The 20,055-nt window shown below is 64.2% G+C and carries 22 protein-coding genes; 12 read left to right on the top strand and 10 right to left on the bottom strand.

Annotation, left to right across the window (positions count from 1 at the left end):
• Window position 1: 1 nt before the first annotated feature.
• Together H7692_RS07305 and H7692_RS07300 are read right to left on the bottom strand one after the other, a co-directional pair.
• Window positions 2-223, bottom strand: a complete 222-nt coding sequence (locus H7692_RS07305) for a helix-turn-helix transcriptional regulator (RefSeq protein ID WP_201928972.1) — start codon at window positions 221-223, stop codon at window positions 2-4.
• A 3-nt stretch (window positions 224-226) separates the two neighbouring features.
• A complete protein-coding gene (locus tag H7692_RS07300) occupies window positions 227-649 on the bottom strand; it encodes a hypothetical protein (RefSeq protein WP_222135513.1) in 423 nt (140 codons plus the stop codon).
• Between the two features lie 125 nt (window positions 650-774).
• Between H7692_RS07300 and panB the strand changes: the two genes are divergently transcribed.
• The 6 genes from panB to H7692_RS07270 all read left to right on the top strand — a co-directional run bounded on the left by panB (window position 775) and on the right by H7692_RS07270 (window position 6,018).
• Window positions 775-1,638, top strand: coding sequence for a 3-methyl-2-oxobutanoate hydroxymethyltransferase (gene panB / locus H7692_RS07295; RefSeq protein WP_201928974.1), 864 nt, complete (start codon window positions 775-777; stop codon window positions 1,636-1,638).
• Window positions 1,639-1,758: 120 nt separating this feature from the next.
• Window positions 1,759-2,529 carry a tetratricopeptide repeat protein gene (locus H7692_RS07290; protein WP_201928975.1) on the top strand — a complete coding sequence of 257 codons (771 nt, stop codon included), beginning with the start codon at window positions 1,759-1,761 and terminating at the stop codon, window positions 2,527-2,529.
• Complete coding sequence (locus H7692_RS07285) at window positions 2,530-3,864, top strand: PQQ-binding-like beta-propeller repeat protein (RefSeq protein ID WP_201928976.1); 1,335 nt, start codon at window positions 2,530-2,532, stop codon at window positions 3,862-3,864.
• A gap of 43 nt (window positions 3,865-3,907) precedes the next feature.
• Window positions 3,908-5,281, top strand: a complete 1,374-nt coding sequence (der, locus tag H7692_RS07280) for a ribosome biogenesis GTPase Der (RefSeq protein ID WP_222135514.1) — start codon at window positions 3,908-3,910, stop codon at window positions 5,279-5,281.
• Window positions 5,271-5,498, top strand: coding sequence for a sulfurtransferase TusA family protein (locus H7692_RS07275; protein WP_201928978.1), 228 nt, complete (start codon window positions 5,271-5,273; stop codon window positions 5,496-5,498). The genes der and H7692_RS07275 overlap by 11 nt, the downstream gene beginning before the upstream one ends.
• 115 nt (window positions 5,499-5,613) lie before the next feature.
• A complete protein-coding gene (locus H7692_RS07270) occupies window positions 5,614-6,018 on the top strand; it encodes an Hpt domain-containing protein (protein ID WP_201928979.1) in 405 nt (134 codons plus the stop codon).
• On the opposite strand, the gene H7692_RS07265 is transcribed toward H7692_RS07270, so the two are convergent.
• The gene (locus H7692_RS07265) at window positions 6,012-7,265 is read right to left on the bottom strand and encodes a DUF418 domain-containing protein (protein WP_222135515.1); all 1,254 of its coding nucleotides are present in this window, start codon (window positions 7,263-7,265) and stop codon (window positions 6,012-6,014) included. The genes H7692_RS07270 and H7692_RS07265 overlap by 7 nt on opposite strands.
• A 28-nt stretch (window positions 7,266-7,293) precedes the next feature.
• Complete coding sequence (locus H7692_RS07260) at window positions 7,294-7,968, bottom strand: nitroreductase family protein (protein ID WP_222136348.1); 675 nt, start codon at window positions 7,966-7,968, stop codon at window positions 7,294-7,296.
• 111 nt (window positions 7,969-8,079) lie between these two features.
• Here H7692_RS07260 and H7692_RS07255 point away from each other — a divergent pair, with 111 nt between their 5' ends.
• Entirely contained in the window at window positions 8,080-8,895 is an 816-nt protein-coding gene (locus tag H7692_RS07255) for a ubiquinone biosynthesis protein COQ4 (protein ID WP_222135516.1), read from the top strand.
• Between the two features lie 3 nt (window positions 8,896-8,898).
• Here H7692_RS07255 and H7692_RS07250 read toward each other — a convergent pair whose 3' ends face one another.
• The 4 genes from H7692_RS07250 to H7692_RS07235 all read right to left on the bottom strand — a co-directional run bounded on the left by H7692_RS07250 (window position 8,899) and on the right by H7692_RS07235 (window position 12,883).
• Window positions 8,899-9,645, bottom strand: coding sequence for a DUF72 domain-containing protein (locus tag H7692_RS07250; protein WP_222135517.1), 747 nt, complete (start codon window positions 9,643-9,645; stop codon window positions 8,899-8,901).
• Window positions 9,646-9,700: 55 nt separating this feature from the next.
• Window positions 9,701-11,956, bottom strand: a complete 2,256-nt coding sequence (gene purL, locus H7692_RS07245; protein WP_222135518.1) for a phosphoribosylformylglycinamidine synthase subunit PurL — start codon at window positions 11,954-11,956, stop codon at window positions 9,701-9,703.
• A gap of 82 nt (window positions 11,957-12,038) precedes the next feature.
• Window positions 12,039-12,335, bottom strand: a complete 297-nt coding sequence (locus H7692_RS07240; protein ID WP_222135519.1) for a hypothetical protein — start codon at window positions 12,333-12,335, stop codon at window positions 12,039-12,041.
• Between the two features lie 131 nt (window positions 12,336-12,466).
• Complete coding sequence (locus H7692_RS07235; protein ID WP_222135520.1) at window positions 12,467-12,883, bottom strand: DUF2177 family protein; 417 nt, start codon at window positions 12,881-12,883, stop codon at window positions 12,467-12,469.
• A gap of 97 nt (window positions 12,884-12,980) precedes the next feature.
• Between H7692_RS07235 and H7692_RS07230 the strand changes: the two genes are divergently transcribed.
• The 5 genes from H7692_RS07230 (at window position 12,981) to queA (ending at window position 16,523) form a co-directional block, all read left to right on the top strand.
• A complete protein-coding gene (locus H7692_RS07230) occupies window positions 12,981-13,232 on the top strand; it encodes an exodeoxyribonuclease VII small subunit (protein WP_201928986.1) in 252 nt (83 codons plus the stop codon).
• A gap of 4 nt (window positions 13,233-13,236) precedes the next feature.
• Window positions 13,237-14,160: a polyprenyl synthetase family protein gene (locus H7692_RS07225; RefSeq protein ID WP_227339966.1), complete on the top strand. Its 924-nt coding sequence runs from the start codon at window positions 13,237-13,239 to the stop codon at window positions 14,158-14,160.
• Window positions 14,160-14,666, top strand: coding sequence for a pantetheine-phosphate adenylyltransferase (gene coaD, locus H7692_RS07220; protein ID WP_201928988.1), 507 nt, complete (start codon window positions 14,160-14,162; stop codon window positions 14,664-14,666). The genes H7692_RS07225 and coaD overlap by 1 nt, the downstream gene beginning before the upstream one ends.
• Window positions 14,667-14,764: 98 nt before the next feature.
• Window positions 14,765-15,469: a peptidylprolyl isomerase gene (locus tag H7692_RS07215; RefSeq protein ID WP_222135521.1), complete on the top strand. Its 705-nt coding sequence runs from the start codon at window positions 14,765-14,767 to the stop codon at window positions 15,467-15,469.
• 22 nt (window positions 15,470-15,491) lie between these two features.
• Window positions 15,492-16,523 carry a tRNA preQ1(34) S-adenosylmethionine ribosyltransferase-isomerase QueA gene (queA, locus tag H7692_RS07210; RefSeq protein WP_201928990.1) on the top strand — a complete coding sequence of 344 codons (1,032 nt, stop codon included), beginning with the start codon at window positions 15,492-15,494 and terminating at the stop codon, window positions 16,521-16,523.
• A gap of 29 nt (window positions 16,524-16,552) precedes the next feature.
• Here queA and H7692_RS07205 read toward each other — a convergent pair whose 3' ends face one another.
• Entirely contained in the window at window positions 16,553-18,637 is a 2,085-nt protein-coding gene (locus H7692_RS07205; RefSeq protein ID WP_227339965.1) for a TonB-dependent receptor, read from the bottom strand.
• Between the two features lie 152 nt (window positions 18,638-18,789).
• A complete protein-coding gene (locus H7692_RS07200) occupies window positions 18,790-20,052 on the bottom strand; it encodes a M14 family metallopeptidase (RefSeq protein ID WP_227339964.1) in 1,263 nt (420 codons plus the stop codon).
• Window positions 20,053-20,055 lie beyond the last annotated feature (3 nt).

Below are 20,055 nucleotides of genomic sequence, written 5' to 3'. Positions count from 1 at the left end.
ATTATTTCTCCGGCTCGGTCCACTGAAACACCTCTTCGAGCGGTTTGCCGAAGGTGCGCGCGATGCGGAAGGCAACCTCGAGCGAGGGTGAATATTTGCCCTGTTCGATCGCGGCGATCGTTTGCCGCGTAACTCCGACCCGCTCGCCGAGTTCGCCCTGCGTCATCTCGTTGCTGAGGAAACGCAGCGTACGGATGTCGTTGGTGAAGGGAAGGCGCGCCATCTCTCAATAGCCCCGACGGTAGTAATAAAGCTGCGAACCGACGCGGATGAGTTCGGCAGCAACGAGCGTCGCGAGCAGAATGTTGAGCATCACGCCGCCGCTGTTGCCGTTGATCATCGCGACGATATTGGCCCAGATACCGAGCACGAGCGGATAATAGGCGAGGTGCGTGCCGCGCATGTGGATGGTCTTTTCACGCTCGTCTTCCTTCAGATTGGCCTCTTTGGGCGATCGGATAGCGAACCACGCCGAACCGATGACCATCGGTATGAGGAAGATGATGGTGACCGGAATCAGCATCCCGACCGCGGCATAGACGCCCGCGCGCGTATCGACGATGCTCCAGGGATAATTGGCGAAATACCATCCAAAGGCGCCGAGCAACGCGACAAGCGCGACCCAGTGGGTCTTTTCGCGAAAGGACATCCGAACCTCCATGCATTCTTTGATATACATCATGTAAAAAATATCGAACATCGAGTCAAGTATAATATACCTCGGTCAATCTCCAACCTTTCGCGCCGCAACATAAACCGCTAAGCCCGCGCCCCATGTCCACGACGCCGAAAACGCTCACGCTCGACACCTCGACGAGCCGCGCCAATCCCACGCCCAAGCCGATGAAGCGGCTGACCGTTCCGCGTATCCGCCAGCGCAAGGGCGGCGAGCCGATCGTCATGCTCACCGCCTATACGGTGCGGCAGGCGCAACTGCTCGATCCGCATTGCGACATGCTGCTCGTCGGCGATTCGCTGGCGCAGGTCATCTATGGCATGCCGCATACCGTCGGTGTGACGATGGACATGATGGCGCTGCACGGCGCCGCCGTCGTCCGTGGCAGTTTTCATGCCGCCGTGATCGTCGACATGCCCTTCGGCAGCTATGAGGGCAGCCCCCAGCACGCTTTTGACAATGCCGCGCGCCTGCTCAAAGAAACCGGCGCGGCCGCGGTGAAGGTCGAGGGCGGCAAGGTACTCGCGCCGACGATCGAGTTCCTGACCCAGCGCGGCATCCCCGTGATGGGCCATGTCGGGCTGACGCCGCAGGCGGTGAATATCCTCGGCGGTTATGGCGTACGCGGCAAGAGCGACGAGGAGGCGCGCTCGATCGTCGACGATGCCGTTGCGGTCGCCGAAGCCGGTGCCTTTTCGATCGTCATCGAGGGCGTCCTCGAATCGATCGCTGTCGAAATCACCAACAAGGTGGCATGCCCGACCATCGGGATCGGCGCGTCGGCGCAATGCGATGGCCAGGTCCTCGTTACCGACGACATGCTGGGCATGTTCGAACGCGTCCCCAAATTCGTGAAGCGCTATGGCAATATGGCCGATGTCGTTACCGACGCGGTCAAGGAATATGCGGATCAGGTCAGGTCCCGTTCATTCCCGACAGAGGAACAGATTTACGCCGGTTGACGTTAAAGCCGACAGGATTTGACGTTGCGGCTGAGGGACAAGTGAATCGCTTGGCCTTTGCGGGCGCCGTCGCTAAGGAGTCGGCCGGCCTTGCGGCCCTTGTGTTGGATGGAGGTTTGATTGGCGCTGAGCCCGACAGATAATTCGGCCCTGTTGCAGGAAGTCGATGAAGCGGTTCGCAAGGACCAGCTGCAATCCTTCGCGCAGCGCTATGGCCGCTGGGTCGTCGGCGTGGCGGTCGCAGGGCTGTTGGCCTTTGGCGGCTATCTGTACTGGGGGCATCATCAGGACAGCGTGCGCGGAGAAAAAGCCGAAGAACTTCTCGCCGCATTTGAAAAGCTGAGCAGCGGACAGCCGCAGGCGGCGACGAGCGAGCTCAAGGCACTCGAAGCCAGCGGCGAGGGCGCCTACCGCGCGGCGGCGCTCATTCAACAGGCGAATATGAAGGCCGAGGCCGGCGACCTGAAGGGCGCTGCCGCGATGATGGCAACGCTGGCGGGCGATGCCGACGTCGATCCGGCGCTCCGCGACCTCGCGCGCATCCGTCAAACGGTTTTCGAATATGACACGCTGAAGCCCGAGGCGGTAATCGCGCGCATGAAGCCGATGGTCGATGCCAAGGACCCGGCCTCGAGCTGGTTCGCGAGCGCCGCCGAACTCAGCGCGATCGCGCATTATCAGCTCGGCCAATATGACCGCGCCGGTGCGCTTTATGGCCAGATTGCGAAACTCGACGATATTCCGAAATCGCTGCAGTCGCGCAGCGTCCAGATGGCGGGCATGCTCGGCGTCGATGCGGTCGCCGACCGCGCCGAGGACAGCGCAAAGGCTGAAGCGGGAACCGACACGAAGGGCGCCACGACGCCTTCAACGAATGGGGATGCCGAATAAATGCGGACCAAGCTCAAGATATTGACGACTGCCCTCATCGCGCTGCCGCTCGCTGCGTGCGGCGCTCTCAAAGGCGACGGCGGGCCGCGAACGCCAACGGTCGGCGAGCGCGTTTCGATCCTGTCGAACGACAACAGCATCAAGGTCGATCCGGCCACTGCGGGCATCGCAGTCGTCCTGCCCGAGCCTGTGGTGAATGCCGCTTGGGCACAGTCGGGTGGCAATGCGTCGAAGTCGATGGGGCACCCGGCGCTTGGCGCGGCGCGCAGCCAGGTTTGGCAGGCGAGCATCGCTGGCAACACCAAGAAGCAGCGGCTGGCCTCGTCGCCGGTCGTCGCCGATAATCGCCTGTTCGTTGTCGACACCGACGCGGTCGTCACGGCTTTCGCAGCGGACACGGGCGCGAAGCTCTGGAGCACCGCGATCGGCAGCACCGGCAAGGACTTCAAGGATTCGCTGTTTGGCGGCGGAGCAGGGATCGACGGCAATGTCGTCTATGCGACGAGCGGCGTCGGCGATGTCGCCGCGCTCAATGTCGCCGACGGATCGGTGATCTGGAAGGTCAAACCGGCAGGTCCGCTGCGCGGCGCGCCGACGATCGCATTCGGCGGCGTCTTTGTGATCAGCCAGGACAATCAGATTTTCGCGCTCAACGCCGCCAACGGCGCGGTGCAGTGGCAGGCGACGGCGTCGCTCGAAGCGGGCAGCATCTTCGGTGCGGGCTCGCCCGCCGCCGGGCAGGGCACGATCGTTGCGGGCTATTCGTCGGGTGAGGTCCAGGCCTATCGCTACGAAAATGGCCGCGACCTGTGGGAAGACGCGCTGGCGCGCACGTCGATGGCGCTGTCGGTTTCGACGCTCTCCGACGTCGATGCCGATCCGGTCATCGATCGCGGGCGCGTCTTTGCGCTCGGTCAGGGCGGCCGCATGGCAAGCTATGAGCTTGTCACCGGCCAGCGCAGCTGGGAAATTTCGATCGCCGGAATTTCGACGCCTTACGTGGTCGGCGAGTGGGTCTATGCGATGACTGACGACGGCAAGCTGCTCTGCGTGGCGCGCAACACCGGTCGCGTCCGCTGGCTGCAACAGCTCGCGCGCTTTCGCGTCGAAACCGAAAAGAAGAAAAAGGACCCGATCCGCTGGACGGGACCGATCCTCGCCGGGAACCGCCTGATCGCGGTGAACAGCGAAGGACAGTTGGCCGAATTTTCGCCGACCGACGGCAGCGTGCTGGCAACGACCGAGTTCAAATCGTCGCTGTCGCAGTCGCCGGTTGTCGCGAACAACATGCTTTATATTCTGGCGGACGACGGGCGCATCACCGCCTGGCGGTAACAGGGGCGGAGCGGACGGCTTCGCCGACAGATAGGATAAGAAGATGGCGCGATCCGCGACGGTCGCCATTGTCGGCCGACCCAATGTCGGCAAATCGACCTTGTTCAACCGGCTGGTCGGCAAGCGCCTCGCGCTTGTCGACGACCAGCCGGGCGTTACGCGCGACCGGCGCGAGGGCGATGCAAAGCTGCTCGGACTCGAATTCCTGATCGTCGACACCGCCGGATTCGAGGATCAGGATGCGGCGACGCTGCCCGGGCGCATGCGCGTCCAGACTGAAAAAGCGGTGCGCGAGGCCGATGCCGCGCTGTTCATGGTGGATGCGCGCGCTGGCGTCACTCCGCTCGACGAGGAAATCGCGCGCTGGCTGCGCAGCGAGGACACGCCGATCATCCTCTGCGCGAACAAGGCAGAGGGCAAGCAGGGCGAGGCTGGCCTTATGGAAACCTATGCGCTCGGTTTCGATTCGCCGATCGCGCTCAGCGCCGAACATGGCGAGGGTCTCGTGGAATTGTTCGACGCGCTCCGGCCGATCGTCGAGCCGTTCATGGAAGGGCAGGAGGCGGCAGAGCGGGAAGAGGACGAGGATGCTCCGCTTGGGCCGCTCAAGCTCGCAATCGTCGGGCGCCCCAACGCGGGCAAATCGACGCTCATCAACCGGATGATCGGCGAAGACCGACTGATTACCGGTCCCGAAGCCGGAATCACGCGCGATTCGATCCGTGTCGATTGGCAGTGGGAGAAGAATGGCGAGATCCACCCGATCCAGCTTTTCGACACCGCAGGCATGCGCAAGCGCGCAAAGGTGCAGGACAAGCTCGAAAAATTGTCGGTCGCCGACGCGCTGCACGCGGTCGATTTCGCCGAGGTCGTCGTCTTGCTCCTCGACGCGACCAAGGGGCTGGAGGCGCAGGATCTGCGCATCGCCGACAAGGTTCTAGAGGAAGGGCGTGCGTTGATCGTCGCGCTCAACAAATGGGACGTCGCCGAAGATCCGTCATCGCTGTTCAATGGCGTGCGCGCCGCGCTCGACGACGGGCTGAGCCAGGTCAAGGGCGTGCCGCTGCTCAGCATTTCGGGCGCGACCGGCAAGGGCATCGACACGCTGGTGCGCGTCGCCTTCGAACAGCGCGACATCTGGACGAATCGCGTCTCGACCGCGCGGCTCAACCGCTGGTTCGAGCGCGCGGTCGAGGCAAACCCGCCACCGGCGCCGGGCGGCAAGCGGATCAAGCTGCGCTATATCACACAGGCACGGACGCGGCCGCCAACCTTCGTGGTTTTCGGGACGCGCACCGATGCATTGCCGGGCAGCTATGAACGCTATCTGGTCAACGGGATGCGTAAGGAGCTGGGATTCCAGGGCGTGCCCGTGCGCCTCAATTTCCGCAACGCGCGCAACCCCTATGACGAGTGATGCCGCCGCGTTGACCGTCGATGCACGCGGGATGCGCTGCCCCTGGCCGGCGCTCCGCCTTGCACGCGCGATGCGCGACGCGCGCGACGTGCTGCTGCTCGCCGACGATCCGCAAGCGGGCCGCGAAGTTGCGGCGCTGGCCGCCGAACATGGCTGGCGCGTGGAGCTGCGCAGCGATGCCGAGGGCGAGGGGCGTTGGCGCGTCCGGCGCGACTGACCCGAAACGGGACGGCTTCGGCGTTCGGAGAGCCTCCGCGTAACCTCTTTTTTACCCCCTTTTGGCATCACCCATGTCGGGACCAAGACCGACTTGAACACCGAGGGACGCAACATTGGACGAAATCCTGGTCGATTGGGATGAATTTCGTGCGACGCGCGCGCAGTTGGGTGCGGCGTTTGTGCGGATTCTGGGCTATTTTCGCGAGGACGGGACCAAGTCGGTCGCGGCGATCGAAGAGGCGATGCGCGCCCGTGATGCGCGGGGTCTCGTCATGCCGGCGCACACGCTGAAAAGCGAAGCGCGTCAGTTCGGTGCCGAACGCCTGGGCCAATTGTCCGAGGATATCGAAATGTTTGCGCGGCGCTGCGTCGAGGCACAGGTCAGCCCCGAGGAATATCTGCCGCGCGTCGTCGGCCTGCGCGCATTGTTCGAAGAAACGCTAGGCGCGCTCGAGCGCGAAGCGAACCCGCTCGTCCAGCGCCGCCCGACGACCTTCGGGCGCGCCGTCAGCTACTGAAATCCCGGAACGCGGCGCATCGGCTGCAGGCTTCCGCGGGCGAGCGTGCGCCACAGCCATTCGAGCGGGCCATAGGCGAAGCGGTCGAGCCAGGGCTTCGACCACAGCAGCATGACCGCCCACATTCCGATGCAGAATAAATAGAGCGTCCAGCGATCGACCTGGCCAAACAGGTCGAGCCCATAGCCATAGAAGATCGTCGTCATCACGATGCTGGTGCCGAGGTAGTTTGAAAATGCCGTCCGTCCGGCAGCCGCGACACGCGCGATGCCGCCGCTGTCGGCGTAGCGCCGGACCAGCAGCAACAGCAGCGCGGCATAAGCAATCGTCATCATCAACCGGCCCGGCGCCGCCCACGCCAAAAAGGCGTTGACCGCCACGATATAATCAAAGCCCGAACGCCATTGGAGCCATGCGACGATCAATGTCAGCACTGTGCCCGGCGGCAGCCAGCGCCAGACGATCCGCCGATAGGCGTCGGTGGTCCAGTCGCCGGTCAGGAACCCGTTTCGGAACAGCGCCATGCCCAGCATCATCATCGGGAGCGTTTCGAGCATCATCATTATGACGCCGATGAAAGGATTGACGGCATTCCCCAGTCGCTCGTCGACGATCGCGGCATATCCGCCGCGATAGAGTGCAACCTCGTCGATCGCCTCCCGGTCGATCTTGGCATATTCGGCGCGGACTTCGCGCCCCGCTTCGACAAACGGCGAGGTCGGATCATCGGCGGCGCTCGCGACGGCGAGCTGTGCGCCGAAGAACAGCGATGTCAGGACAACGCCCAAAGTATAGAGGCCGAGAGCCCATTTGATCAGCCGCCGCGCCTCCCAGCGCCGGAAGCCGAATGCGACGCAGCCAACCGCGGCATAGAGGAACAAAATGTCACCCCACCAGATGAAGAAATAGTGGCACAGCCCAAAGACCGCCAACCAGAACATCCGACGATAATGGACCGACCGAGGGTTGTTTCCGCGCGCGTCCGCGCGATCGACGATCAACAACATGCTTGCGCCGAACAGGATCGAAAAGAGGCCGCGCATCTTGCCGTCTACCAGCAGGAAACCAAATCCCCATGCCGCAATATCGCTTGGCGACGTGCCGCCAAAGGCTTTGGGCGAAAGATAGGCCATCTCGGGCATTGCAAAGGCGACGATATTCATCGCAAGGATGCCCATCACTGCAAAACCGCGCAGCGCGTCGAGCGTCACGAGGCGGGTCGATGCGGGCGCGGTGGTGGCAGACATGGCGTTCTCCGGCTGTGTTATTGCAATGCTACAGCCAAGATGCGATCTGATCGAGCGGCTTTTTGCGCGTCGCGTGAACGGGCACCGTTGCGTCGGGCGCAGGGTGTCCGGCGACAACCAGCATCAGCGGCTTTTCGTTGGCGGGGCGCCCGCAAATGTCGCGCAGGAACCCCATCGGCGAGGGTGTGTGCGTCAGCGTCGCGAGCCCGGCGTTGTGGAGCGCGGTGAGCAGCAGTCCGCACGCGATCCCGACGCTTTCGGTGACATAATAATTCTGCCGCGATTCGCCGGGCTCGATGCCGCCGCGCCGTTGACCGAACACGACGATCAGCCACGGCGCCAAATCGAGAAATCCCTTGTCCTCGTCGGTCCCGAGCGGCGCGAGCGCTTCGAGCCATTCCTGTCCGGCGCGGCTCGCATAAAAGGCCGCTTCCTCTTCCTCGGCTGCGAGGCGGATGCGGTGCTTCACCTCGGGCGAGGATATCGCGGCAAAATGCCAGGGCTGGTGGTTCGCGCCGCTAGGCGCGGTTCCCGCGGCTTCGATCGCCGCCGCAATCACGGCGCGCGGTACAGGCGCATCGGTGAACATGCGACAGGTACGGCGTTTGCCAACATGGTCGCGAAACGCCTCGGCGGCGGCGATCCGCTCGGCATCGGACATGGCGGGGAGGGCGGTATAGGGGATCGTCGCGTGCGGCTTCATGCCGCGGGTGTAGCGTGCCGCTTTCGACTGGACCAGCGCGTTCATGCTATATTGACATTTATGTCAGTAATGCTATCGGGATATTGCAAGGATTCGCTGAAGAGGTTCACCATGACCACTATCCCGCTCTCCCATCCCGATCGCACCGACACCGGATTCCGCCCGCTCAAGGCGTGGCGCCATTTCCGCAAGCTGATCGCGGACAAGGAAGACACCGAACAGGTCTTCCACATCATCGAGGCGCTGCGCGACCGCCGCTTCGAAAAGGCGACGCAGGCGTTTTTTGCGACGCCCGAGGGACAGAAGCAGCTGGCCGAGCGCCCCTACCTCCCGGCGATGCTCGACAATCATGATGCGCTGCGCAAGCTGCCCGAGGGCAGCGTCGGGCGCACTTATGTCGATTTCATGGAGCGCGAGGGGTTGACGGCGCAGGGGCTCGTCGATGAATTCGACAAATTCCGCCGCGGCCAGCCGCGCTACGACGATATGCTCGAACTCTATGGCAACCGGCTGCGCGACACGCACGACCTGTTCCATATCCTGACCGGCTATGGCCGCGACGCATTGGGCGAACAATGCGTGCTCGCCTTTTCCTACAGCCAGAACCCGAGTTGGGGCACGCTGTTTATCGCCTGGGCGGGCGCGCGCGAAATCCGCAAGGGATTCGGAAATCGCTATCCGATCTATGCCGCCGTCCGCGAAGGCCAGCGCATCGGCCGCGCCGCGCAGCCGATTGCGCATCAGGATATTGCCGCGCTGCTTGCCGAACCGCTCGACGTCGCGCGCGCGCGGCTTGGGATCGCCGAGCCAGCGACCTATAAGCAGGTCCACGCGATGATGCGCGCCGACGGCATCGACCCATATGACCTGTTAGGGCAGAAGGCGGCTGAAGCGGCGACACCACCGCAGCTCGCGAAGGCGGCCTGAGGCTCAGCCGCTCGGTTGCAATCGCGCGAGCAGCGCCTGCGCGGCTGCCGGGTTGCGGACCTTCGCGCCGGAAATGAAGAAGACATAGGCGGTGCGCCCGTTCGCGGCCCATTCGCGCGCGCGGCCCGCCCAATGATCTAGCGCGCCATCGTCATAGCCGGTTGCGACATCGTCGGTGCTGCGCTGCAGCCGCGCATAGGTGAAGTCGGCAGTCTGCTCGTCGATGCACGGAAATTCGTCGCTGTCGGCAAAGACGATAGCCGCGTTCCGCTCGCGCGCGAGGTCGACGAAGGCAGCATCGCGAAAGCTTTCGTGGCGCACCTCGAGCGCGTGGCGCAACGGCAGCCCGTCCTGACATTCCGGAAGCAGGTCGAGGAAGCGCGCGAAATCGTCGCGCTCGAATTTCTTGGTGGCCATGAACTGCCAGAGGATCGGACCGAGCCGGTCGCCGAGCCGTGTCAGTCCCTGCGTCAGGAATTTCTCGACCGATGCCGCGCCGTCGGCGAGTATTTTGCGGTTGGTGCAGAAACGCGACGCCTTGACGCTGAACTTGAACCCGTCGGGGACCGATGCCGCCCAGTTCGCGAAGCTTTCGGGCTTCTGGCTGCCATAATAGGTGCCGTTGATCTCGATGCCCGTCAGATGCTCGCCGGCATATTCGAGTTCGCGTTTCTGCGGGTGCTTCGGCGGGTAAAAGGTCGCACGCCATGGTTCGTAGGTCCAGCCGCCGATGCCGATGTGGGTGCTCATCGCCTTATCCTTTCCGCAATTCATCCATCTTCGCCGGAATGATGAGGTGAGGATACTAAGCCAGCGCCGCATCCGCCCCCATCAGCTTCGGGAAAAACCCTTCATATGCCTCGCGCAGTTCCGCGAGCGTCACCTGATGGTCGCTCTCGGGCAGTTCGAAGACGATCCGGTCCCTGATCGTGCGGCCGAGCGGGTCGACCGGCACATCCGCGCGGCCTGCGGCGTCGAGGAAATCGGCGAGGCAGGTGTCGCAGACGGTGACGAGATAAAGCCCCTGATCCTCGCCGAAGAAGCTTTCGGCGACACCGAACGGCTGTTCTTCGCTCACGAGAACGCCGATGTTCGACTTGAGCGCCATTTCGGCGAGCGTCACCGCTACGCCGCCGTCGGAGACGTCGTGGCACGCCGTTATCCAGCCGGCATTGATGCTCGCACGGATGAAGTCGCCCGTGCGCTTTTCGGCCTTCAGGTCGACCGGCGGCGGCGGGCCTTCCTCGCGTCCGTGGATTTCGCGCAGCCACGCCGACTGGCCGAGGTGCCCCATGCGTTCGCCGACCGCGAGCACGATGTCGCCGGTTTGCTTGAAGCCGATGCCGACGGCCTTCGACAGATCGTCGATCACGCCGACGCCGCCGATTGCGGGGGTCGGCAGAATCGCGCTGCCGCCGCCGGTCGCCTTGCTCTCGTTATAGAGGCTGACGTTGCCCGAGACGATCGGATAGTCGAGCGCGCGACACGCCGCAGCCATGCCGTCGAGGCAGCCGACGATCTGCCCCATGATCTCGGGGCGCTGCGGGTTCGCAAAGTTCAGGCAGTTGGTGATCGCGAGCGGCGTCGCGCCGACCGCGCTGATGTTGCGCCATGTTTCGGCGACCGCCTGCTTGCCGCCCTCGAACGGGTCGGCGTAGCAATAGCGCGGGGTGCAGTCGGTGCTCATCGCCAGCGCGCGGTTCGTCCCGTGGATGCGGACGAGCGCGGCGTCGCCGCCGGTCTGCACGGTATCGCCGCCGACCTGACTGTCATATTGCTCCCAGATCCAGCGACGGCTCGCGATGTCAGGGGTGCCCATCAGGGCCTTGAGGTCGGCCGCGACGTCCGAGGTTTCGGGGACGTTGGTGAGGTCGGCCTGCTTCGGCGTCGGAACGTGCGGCCGGTCGTAGAGCGGGGCATCGTCGGCGAGCGGGGCGAGCGGGATGTCGCAGACGATCTCGCCATGATGTTCGAGCACCATGCGGCCGGTGTCGGTGACGGTGCCGATGACCGCGAAGTCGAGTTCCCATTTCTCGAAGATCGCCTTGGCGAAGTCTTCCTTGCCGGGCTTCAGGACCATGAGCATCCGCTCCTGGCTTTCCGACAGCATCATCTCATAGGCTGTCATGCCCGTCTCGCGCTGCGGCACATCGTCCATCTTGAGGTGGAGGCCGACGCCGCCCTTCGACGCCATTTCGACCGACGATGACGTAAGCCCGGCTGCGCCCATGTCCTGGATCGCGACGATCGCGTCCGACGCCATCAGCTCGAGGCACGCCTCGATCAGCAATTTTTCGGTGAAGGGATCGCCGACCTGCACCGTCGGGCGCTTTTCCTCGGCATCCTCGCCGAAGTCGGCCGACGCCATCGTCGCGCCGTGGATGCCGTCGCGGCCGGTTTTGGACCCGACATAGACGATCGGATTGCCGACGCCCGAGGCCGCCGAATAGAAGATCTTGTCCTGCTCGGCGACGCCGACTGTCATCGCATTGACGAGGATATTGCCGTCATAGGCTTTGTGGAAATTGACCTCGCCGCCGACGGTCGGCACGCCGACGCAATTGCCATAGCCGCCGATGCCGTGGACGACGCCCGAGATCAGGTGACGCATCTTCGGATGGTCGGGGCGGCCAAAGCGCAGCGCGTTGAGGTTCGCGACCGGGCGCGCGCCCATGGTGAAGACGTCGCGCAAAATGCCGCCGACGCCCGTAGCCGCGCCCTGATAGGGTTCGATGTAGCTCGGGTGGTTGTGGCTCTCCATCTTGAAGATCGCGGCGAGCTTCTTGCTCTCGGGGCCTTCGCCGATGTCGATGACGCCGGCATTCTCGCCGGGACCGCAGATCACCCACGGCGCCTCGGTCGGCAGTTTCTTCAAATGGATGCGCGAGCTTTTGTAGCTGCAATGCTCGGACCACATGACCGAGAAAATGCCAAGCTCGACAAGGTTCGGCTCGCGCCCGAGCGCGTGGAGCACGCGCTCATATTCTTCCGGCGAGAGGCCGTGTTCGGCGACGATCTCGGGGGTGATGACGGAGGCGGGCGCGGTTGCAGTCTGAGTCATGGCGCGCCTTTAGCCGCGCGCGCGCGAAACGAACAGACCCCATGTGCCTGTCGCGTGGCACATGGGGTCCGAAAATCGACGATCAGCGCGAGGCGAGCGTCGTCGCGGGCTTGTCGAGCGGCTTGACGTCGCGCAGCGTGAAGCTGACCTGCTGCGACCCGACGGTGCCGCGGACGCGGTGCTTGCCGACGCGCAGGGTGAACGGCTTGCCCGTCTTTTCCTCGACGCCTTCGATGACGCGCCCGTTGTCGGTCGATGTAACCGTATAGCTATAGACATTTCCGCCATGCTCGAACCGCTTGACGTCGGGGTCTTTGGCATGGACGGCGGCGGACGTCAGCGTCGCGAGAGCCGATACGGCCAGAATGATCGTTTTCATGGTGCAAGTCCTTGTCTGATTGAACAAAACTTGCCTTTAAGCCCCTCTTTATTGTGCGATGCAACATGACGCGCTCGTCTCGCGTCAGCAATTGCAAAAAACCGAATCGCGATTGCAGCGCAGCGAACCCCTCAGCCGCCGCGCGGCAGGAATGTGAGCACAAGCCAAGCTGCCGCTCCGGCAGCAAAGCCCGTCGCAAAGCTGCCCCAGATTATGTCGAGCACGGTGATCTTGAGCGACCAGATCTTCATCGTCGCGTGATTGGTCAGGTCGTAGGTCATGTAACAAAAGAAGCCGAACAACGCCCCCCACTGCGCCGCGACCTGCCATTTCCCCGCCGCCAGCGCGGGGCCAATCGCGAAGATCTGGATGCCGACCATATAGAGCCCATAGAAGACCAGCGCCGGTACCGGGCGCCAGCCGTCCATCAGCAATTCGCCGATTTCGGGACGGTAAAGCCTGGGGCCGACGCGCGTCAGCCAGAGGGCATCGAGCAGGCCGAAGATGATCGCGGTGGCGCCAAAGGCCGCTATTGTCTGCAGAGCCATCCCAATGTCTCCTCTATGCGATGGACCTCAAAGGCTAAAGCAGGGCGGCGCGACGTCAAGCTTGACCGCACGGGGGCGAAGGGGCCAAAGCATGGGCATGACGGACACCCCTGAAGCGGACATTTCCAAGCTGTCGTTCGAAGCCGCGATGGGCGAGCTTGAGACAATCGTGCGCCGCCTCGAAAGCGGCGATGTGAGCCTTGAGGAATCGGTGGCGCTCTATGAGCGCGGGCACGCGCTTCGCCAGCATTGCGAAGCGCGGCTAGCGGCAGCGCAGGCGCGGATCGAGCAGGTCAGTCTGGGCGCCGACGGCCAGCCTGCCGGAACCACCCCCTTCGGCGAAAGCTGACCGCATGACGGTGCGGATCGACGGCGAAACGGCCAGTGCCGCGATGCGGGTCCGCGCGGCGCAGGCCGACGTCGCGGCGGGTGTCGACGATTTGTTCGAGCGCTGGCTCGCCGTGCCCGCCGATCCGCGCGCGCGACTGTACGAGGCGATGCGTCACGCAGCGATCGCGGGGGGCAAACGGCTTCGCCCCTTGCTCGTGCGCGCCGCAGGCGACCTGTTCCATGTCGATCGCGCGCTGAGCTTGCGCGTCGGCGCGGCGGTCGAGGCGATGCATGTCTATTCGCTGATCCACGACGATTTGCCGTGCATGGACGACGACGATCTGCGTCGCGGCAAGCCGACCGTTCACCGCGCCTTTGATGAGGCGACGGCGGTGCTTGCGGGCGATTCGCTGCACGCACTCGCTTTCGAATGGCTTGTCGATCCGGCGACGCACAGCGATCCTTTCGTCCGCAGCGAGTTGGTGCGCGAACTGGCGCGCGCCGCCGGTCCGGCGGGGATGGCGGGGGGGCAGATGATGGACCTCGCCGCCGAAACCGCCGATTTCGACCTGCCGACGGTCACGCGGCTTCAACAACTCAAGACCGGTGCGCTGATCGCCTTTTCGGTCGAGGCCGGCGCAATCCTGGCGCGCATCCCCCCCGACGGACGCATCCCGCTGCGCGGCTATGCGCGCGACATCGGCCTCGCTTTCCAGATCGCCGACGACATCATGGACGTCGAAGGCGACGAGGCGCTCGCCGGCAAGGCGCTCCACAAGGACGAAGCCGCGGGCAAGGCGACCTTCGTCACGTTGATGGGAATCGAACGCGCGCGCGAACAGGCAGGGCTTCTTGTCGAGCAGGCCATCGCGCATTTGTCGGGCTATGGCGACGAAGCCGCGCTGTTGCGCGCGATCGCGGCCTATGTGGTGGAAAGGGACCATTGATGCGGGTGGGGGTTTATCCGGGGACGTTCGATCCGATCACGCTCGGCCACATGGACATCATCCGGCGCGGGGCGAAGCTCGTCGACCAGCTGATCGTCGGCGTTACCACCAACATCGCGAAATCGCCGATGTTCGACGACGACGAGCGCATCGCGATGGTGAAGAGCGAAGTCGCGGGCATCGACGGCGATATCCGCGTCGTCGGTTTCAATTCGCTGCTGATGGATTTTGCCGAACGCGAAGGCGCGGGGATCATCGTTCGCGGGCTGCGTGCCGTCGCCGACTTTGAATATGAATATCAGATGGCGGGGATGAACCAGCAGCTCAACAACCGCGTCGAAACGGTATTCCTGATGGCCGATGTCAGCCTGCAACCAATTGCGTCGCGCTTGGTCAAGGAGATCGCGATCTTCGGCGGAGACATTCACAAATTCGTGACGCCCGCGGTGCGCGCGGCGGTCGAGACGCGCATCGCCGAACGCGGGTTGCGCCAGGGCGAGCTTTGACATCGCGACCGATGCCAATCATTGAGCGTTCAGCTTTTTCCCGCTAGGGCGCGCCAAACGGGGCGCAAACCACGTATCAAACAAGAGGCCGATCCAGCATGACATTCACATTCCGCCCCCTGGCCCTGACCGCGATGGCGCTCGCTTTTGCCGCGCCGGTGGCGGCGCAGGACGCGGCGCCGGCAGAGCAGGCGGCCGAGGCGACGGGCGAGGCTGCGCCCGCGATGACCCCCGACCAATATATCGGCAATCCGGAATATATGCTCAACCTCGACCTTTCGACGGGCGGGCGTGTGGTCATCCAGCTTTACCCCAATGTCGCCCCGAACCATGTGGCGCGGGTCAAACAGCTTGCGCGCGCGGGATTTTATGACGGCGTGAAGTTCCACCGCGTCATCGACGGCTTTATGGCGCAGACGGGCGATCCCACCGCGACGGGGCAGGGGGGATCGGAGCTTCCCGACCTCGAAGCCGAATTCAATCCCACGCCGCACCTGCGCGGCACTGTCTCGATGGCGCGCGCGCAGGCAGAGAATAGCGCGAACAGCCAGTTCTTCATCATGTTCCAGCCGCGCTTCACGCTCGACCGCAACTATACTGCGTTCGGCCGTGTCGTGTCGGGAATGCAATATGTCGACGCCATCAATCGCGGTGAGCCGCCGGCGGTGATGTCGCGCATGGTTCAGGTTTCGGTGGCCGCCGACGACAAGCCGGTGCCGCCGGCCGCGATGCTGACCGAGGCGCAGCCGGCCCCGGCCGCGCCGCAAATCGGCATCGACGAGCTCAACGCGCCGATCCGTTGATCGCGGCGCCGCGCGAGGTTTCATGCGCGTCGACGCTTTCGATTTCGACCTTCCGCCCGAACGCATAGCGCTGCGTCCCGCGCGGCCGCGCGACGCGGCACGCATGCTTGTCGTCGAAGGTGATGCGTTGTCCGACGCGCGCGTCGCCGACTTGCCGCAGCGGTTGCGCGCCGGTGACTGCCTCGTCTTCAACGACACGCGCGTAATCCCGGCGCAACTCGAGGGGCAGCGCGGCGATGCGCGGATCGGCGCGACCTTGCACAAGCGCATCGACCTGCGGCGTTGGCAGGCGTTCGTCCGCAACGCCAAGCGGCTGCGCGTCGGCGAGACGGTCGATTTCGGCCAGGGCGTCGCGGCCGTGGCCGAGGATCGCCTGCCCGACGGCAGCTTCGTGCTCGCCTTTGGCGGCGAAGAACCGGTCGAAGTGCTGCTCGAACGTGCCGGGACGATGCCGCTGCCGCCCTATATCGCGGGCAAGCGCGCGACCGACGATGCCGACCGCTCGGACTATCAGACGATGTTCGCGCGCGAGGACGGCGCCGTGGCCGCCCCCACGGCGGCGCTGCACTTCACGCCTGAGTTGCTGGCCTCGTTGAAAGCGGCCGGGATAGCCAGCGAAACGCTGACGCTGCACGTCGGCGCGGGCACCTTCCTGCCGGTAAAGGCCGACGATACCGACGATCATGTCATGCACGCCGAATGGGGGCGGATCGACGCCGCCACTGCCGGACGGCTCAATGCCGTGCGCGCCGCCGGCGGGCGCGTGATTGCGGTCGGCACGACCAGCCTGCGCCTGCTGGAAAGCGCCGCGCGCGACGACGGCACAATCGCGCCGTTCGAGGGCGACACCGCGATCTTCATCACGCCGGGATATCGTTTCAAAGCGATCGACGGGCTGATGACCAATTTTCACCTGCCGCGCTCGACGCTCTTCATGCTGGTGAGCGCGTTGATGGGGCTCGAGACGATGCAGGCTGCCTATGCGCACGCCATCGCGAGCGACTATCGTTTCTACAGCTACGGCGACGCGAGCCTGCTGCTGCCGGGCGGGTAGAGCGCGCGGCGCGCTACCCGCCCTGACAGTCAGAATTTGACGCGTGCGGTGAAGCGCGCGTTCAGCGGCGCCCCCGGCGAGATATTGTTGTTATTGTGCGCGTCGGCGAAATAGCCGGTGTCGAACAGATTCTCGACGTTGAGCTGGAACTGAACCTGCTCGCTTGCCTCGAAGAAGAGCGCCGCGTCGAACCGTGTAAAGGACGGCAGCCGCGTCGTCGTTGCCGAGGTGCGGATCGCGGCGAACTGGCTTGACTGGTGGATCACCCCGACGCCGACGCCGACCCGGCGGTCGAAATCATAGCGGTTCCACAGCGCAAGCTGGTGGCGCGGCGTCTGGCCTAGCCGCACGAAGTCGTTCCCGCGCAGCTTTGCGTCCTGGTAGGAATAGCCGCCGCTCACCTGCCAACCCGGCATGATCTGGCCGACCAGGCCGACCTCGATGCCCTTGGTGCGCGTCTCGCCGACGTTGATCGAGTTGGCGGGGTTCGCCGGATCAGGCGTCGTCGCATTGGTGCGGTCGAGCTGGAACAGCGCGAGCGTCGCGCTCAGCCCCGGGCGGACATCCCATTTGGCGCCAATCTCGTAATTGGTGAATTTCTCGGGCGCGAGATTTTGCTGCGTCGTCGACAGCGACAGAAACTGGTCGCCCGACCGCGGCAGGAACGACTGGCTGTAGCTGCCATAGATCGAGATATTTTCCCGCGGCTTGACGATCAGCCCGACGCGCGGCGAGACTTTTTCATCGACCCGCGCGAAATTGCGGTCGGGATCGGGGATGAAGTCTGTACCCGCGATGTCGAAACGGTCGAAGCGCAGCCCGACGACCAGGTCGACATGCTCGCCGAACGCAATCTGGTCCTGCGCATAGGCGGAGAAGAATTTGACCGTCGATTCGGTGCTGCGCGCGAGTGTCGGGAACGTCACAGTCGGATAGACGATGTTGGAAAGATCGAGCGCAGCGCTCGACAGCACGGCGTTGCGCCGTTGGTTCTGCGAATCCTGCTCGCCATATTCTACGCCGAGCAGGATCTTGTTCTCGACCCCGCCGAGCGCGACGTCCCATACGAAGTTCGATTGGACGATGAAATTTTCGCGCTTCGTCGGGTCGGTATAGCCCGACAGCGCTACCGTGCCGTCGGGCGCCGTCGCCGCGCCATTGGCATAGATGTTCGTGTAAAATTTGTCATAGTCGCCATAGAGCAAGGTCGACGACCATTGCAGATTGTCCGCAAGCTCGCCGTCGAGCCGCGCCTTGACGATATGCGCCTCGATGCCTGTGCGGTTGACGCCGGGAACCCCGAAGAAGGTGTCGCGGTGGCCGGGGAGCGGCCCGGGCGTGCAAGGCTGCGCGCAGGCGAGCGCGGGGATGCCGCGGTCGGTGACGCGGTCGTCCTTCACATATTCATAGCTGAGCCCCGCCTTCCAGCCGGGTGCGAATTCGACCCCAGCATAGGGGTTTACGGCGTAGCGCTTGCCGTCGAAATAATCGCGGTGATTGTCGAGTTCCTCGTAGAAGCCGTTGATGCGGAAAGCTGCGTTTGAGGACAGAGGTGCGTTGATGTCGGTCGACACGTCCCATGCGCCGAAGCTGTTGACCGAACCCGCAGCGCCGACAAAGGCGCGCTCGGCGCTCGGCGCCTTCTGCACGCGGTTGACGATCCCGCCGCCGCCACCGCGCCCGAAGATGAGCGCATAGGGCCCCTTGAGGATTTCGACGCGTTCGATGTTGTAGAGATTGCGATAATATTGGACGTCGTCGCGCACGCCATCGAGGAAAAAGTCGGCAGTCGTGTTCTGGCCGCGCAGCGTAATCTGGTCGCGATTGCCTTCGCCCTGGCCGATCGTCGTGCCGGGGATATAGCGCAGCACGTCGCCGATGCTGTGGTGCGCCTGATCGTCGAGCTGCTCGCGCGTCACGACGGTGACGCTCTGCGGTACGTCGATCAGCGGCGTGTCGGTCTTGGTTGCTGTGACCGAATCGACCGCCTGATAACCCTGCGACTTGCCGACGACGAGGATCGTCTGATCGTCACCGGCGTCGGCCTCCAGCGCGTGCGCAGCGGGGGCGGACAACGCCGCTATGGCGGTCGTAAGCATCAACAGGGGTCGCATATTATCTCCATCGGGTGCGGGAATTTGCCGCCCCTTAACGAGATTGCGAGTGAGTTGCAATTTCGAAATGCCAACAGGGCAGATCGCCCTCTGCCCACGTCAATGTCGCGCGCAAGTGAAATGCGTATCGATAGTGAGCGCGCCCCGCGGGCTTAGGGCGCGGGGGTAGCCAGCATCGTTTCCATCATTGCGAGCGCGGCTTGTTTGCCGATGCGCGCGACGAGCTTGCGATCGGTTTCGTCGCCGAGCTCGAAGGTCGCGGTCGGGACGCGATAGGCCTCATAGACCCACGACTTGGCGGTCGGGAGGCCGGGATTGTGGCTCGAATCGCGCTCGACCTTGTACCCCGGCATACGGTCCTGATAGCGCGCAAGCCAGCCAGCCGCGAAGCCTGGCGGATCGGTGATTTTTGCGTCGGGAAGCGTATAGACGACATCCTTCTGCGTCGAATGAAAGTCGAGCAGCAGCCGCAGCTTGCGCGCCGGATCGGCGTCGATGTCGGCGAGCAGCTTTTGCATGAGCTGAGTCTCGGGCTGGGTGAACGGCCCCCAATCTCGGTTGAGGTCGAGCCCGCCGGTTCCGTGGCGCCAATGGCCCCGGACAACGCCGTCGGGATTGAGCATCGGAACGACGATCGTCGAGAAACGCGCGCGATAGGCTTTTGCGACCGGATCGTCGGAAAGGATCGTGTCGACAAAGGCGAACATTGCGAGCGCGCCGGTAATTTCGGGTGGATGCTGGCGACCGATCAGGACGACCTGCTCGCGCGGTGCGGCAGCGGCCGACGTGATCGTCAACTGCTCGATGATGCGCCCCTCGGCCGATTTGCCCAGCGTCGCGCGGACGGCGTCGGGATGACGTGCGCTTTCGGTGAGCCAATGGTCATAGGTGGATGGCGCAATAATCTCTTGCCCCGCGACGAACAGCGGTCCGGAACCAAGGGCGATGTTGAGCTGCGCCTGCTTGATCCCGCGGCGCTCGAACAGCGTTACATCCTTTTTCGGCATCGCCTTCCAGTTGACGCCGTCGCTGCTCGTCTTGGGCCAGTAGCGGTGCCCGCACGCGGTATAGTCCAGCGTGACCTTCACCTTGGTCCCGCGCTTCGCTTCGGGCTGCGGGGTCAGGCGAAAGGCATACCAGGCGCTGCAATTGATCGGGGGAGCGTCTTCGGGGGCGAGGGTGATCGTCAGCTCGCGCTCGCTCACCGTTTCGCAGCGCGCGGCAGCGCCCGTGGGAAAGCCGGTATCGAGCCGGACCCGGCTGTTTTCGCATCCGGCCTTTGCCGGGGCGGCAAGGGGTTGTGGAAGCGGCTGTGCCGCGGTGGCAGGCAAGTGGACTGCCGCTGCCACCGCGGCACCAAGCGAAAGGGCGTGGCGGGCGATGCCGCCATTGATTGCGCCGCGCCGATTTCGCATCAC

The organism is Sphingopyxis sp. P8 (assembly GCF_020622175.1).
GTDB classification, from domain to species: domain Bacteria; phylum Pseudomonadota; class Alphaproteobacteria; order Sphingomonadales; family Sphingomonadaceae; genus Sphingopyxis; species Sphingopyxis jiangsuensis.
Note: the sequence above shows the minus strand (reverse complement) of the source record. Positions and strands in the feature narration are given on the sequence as shown.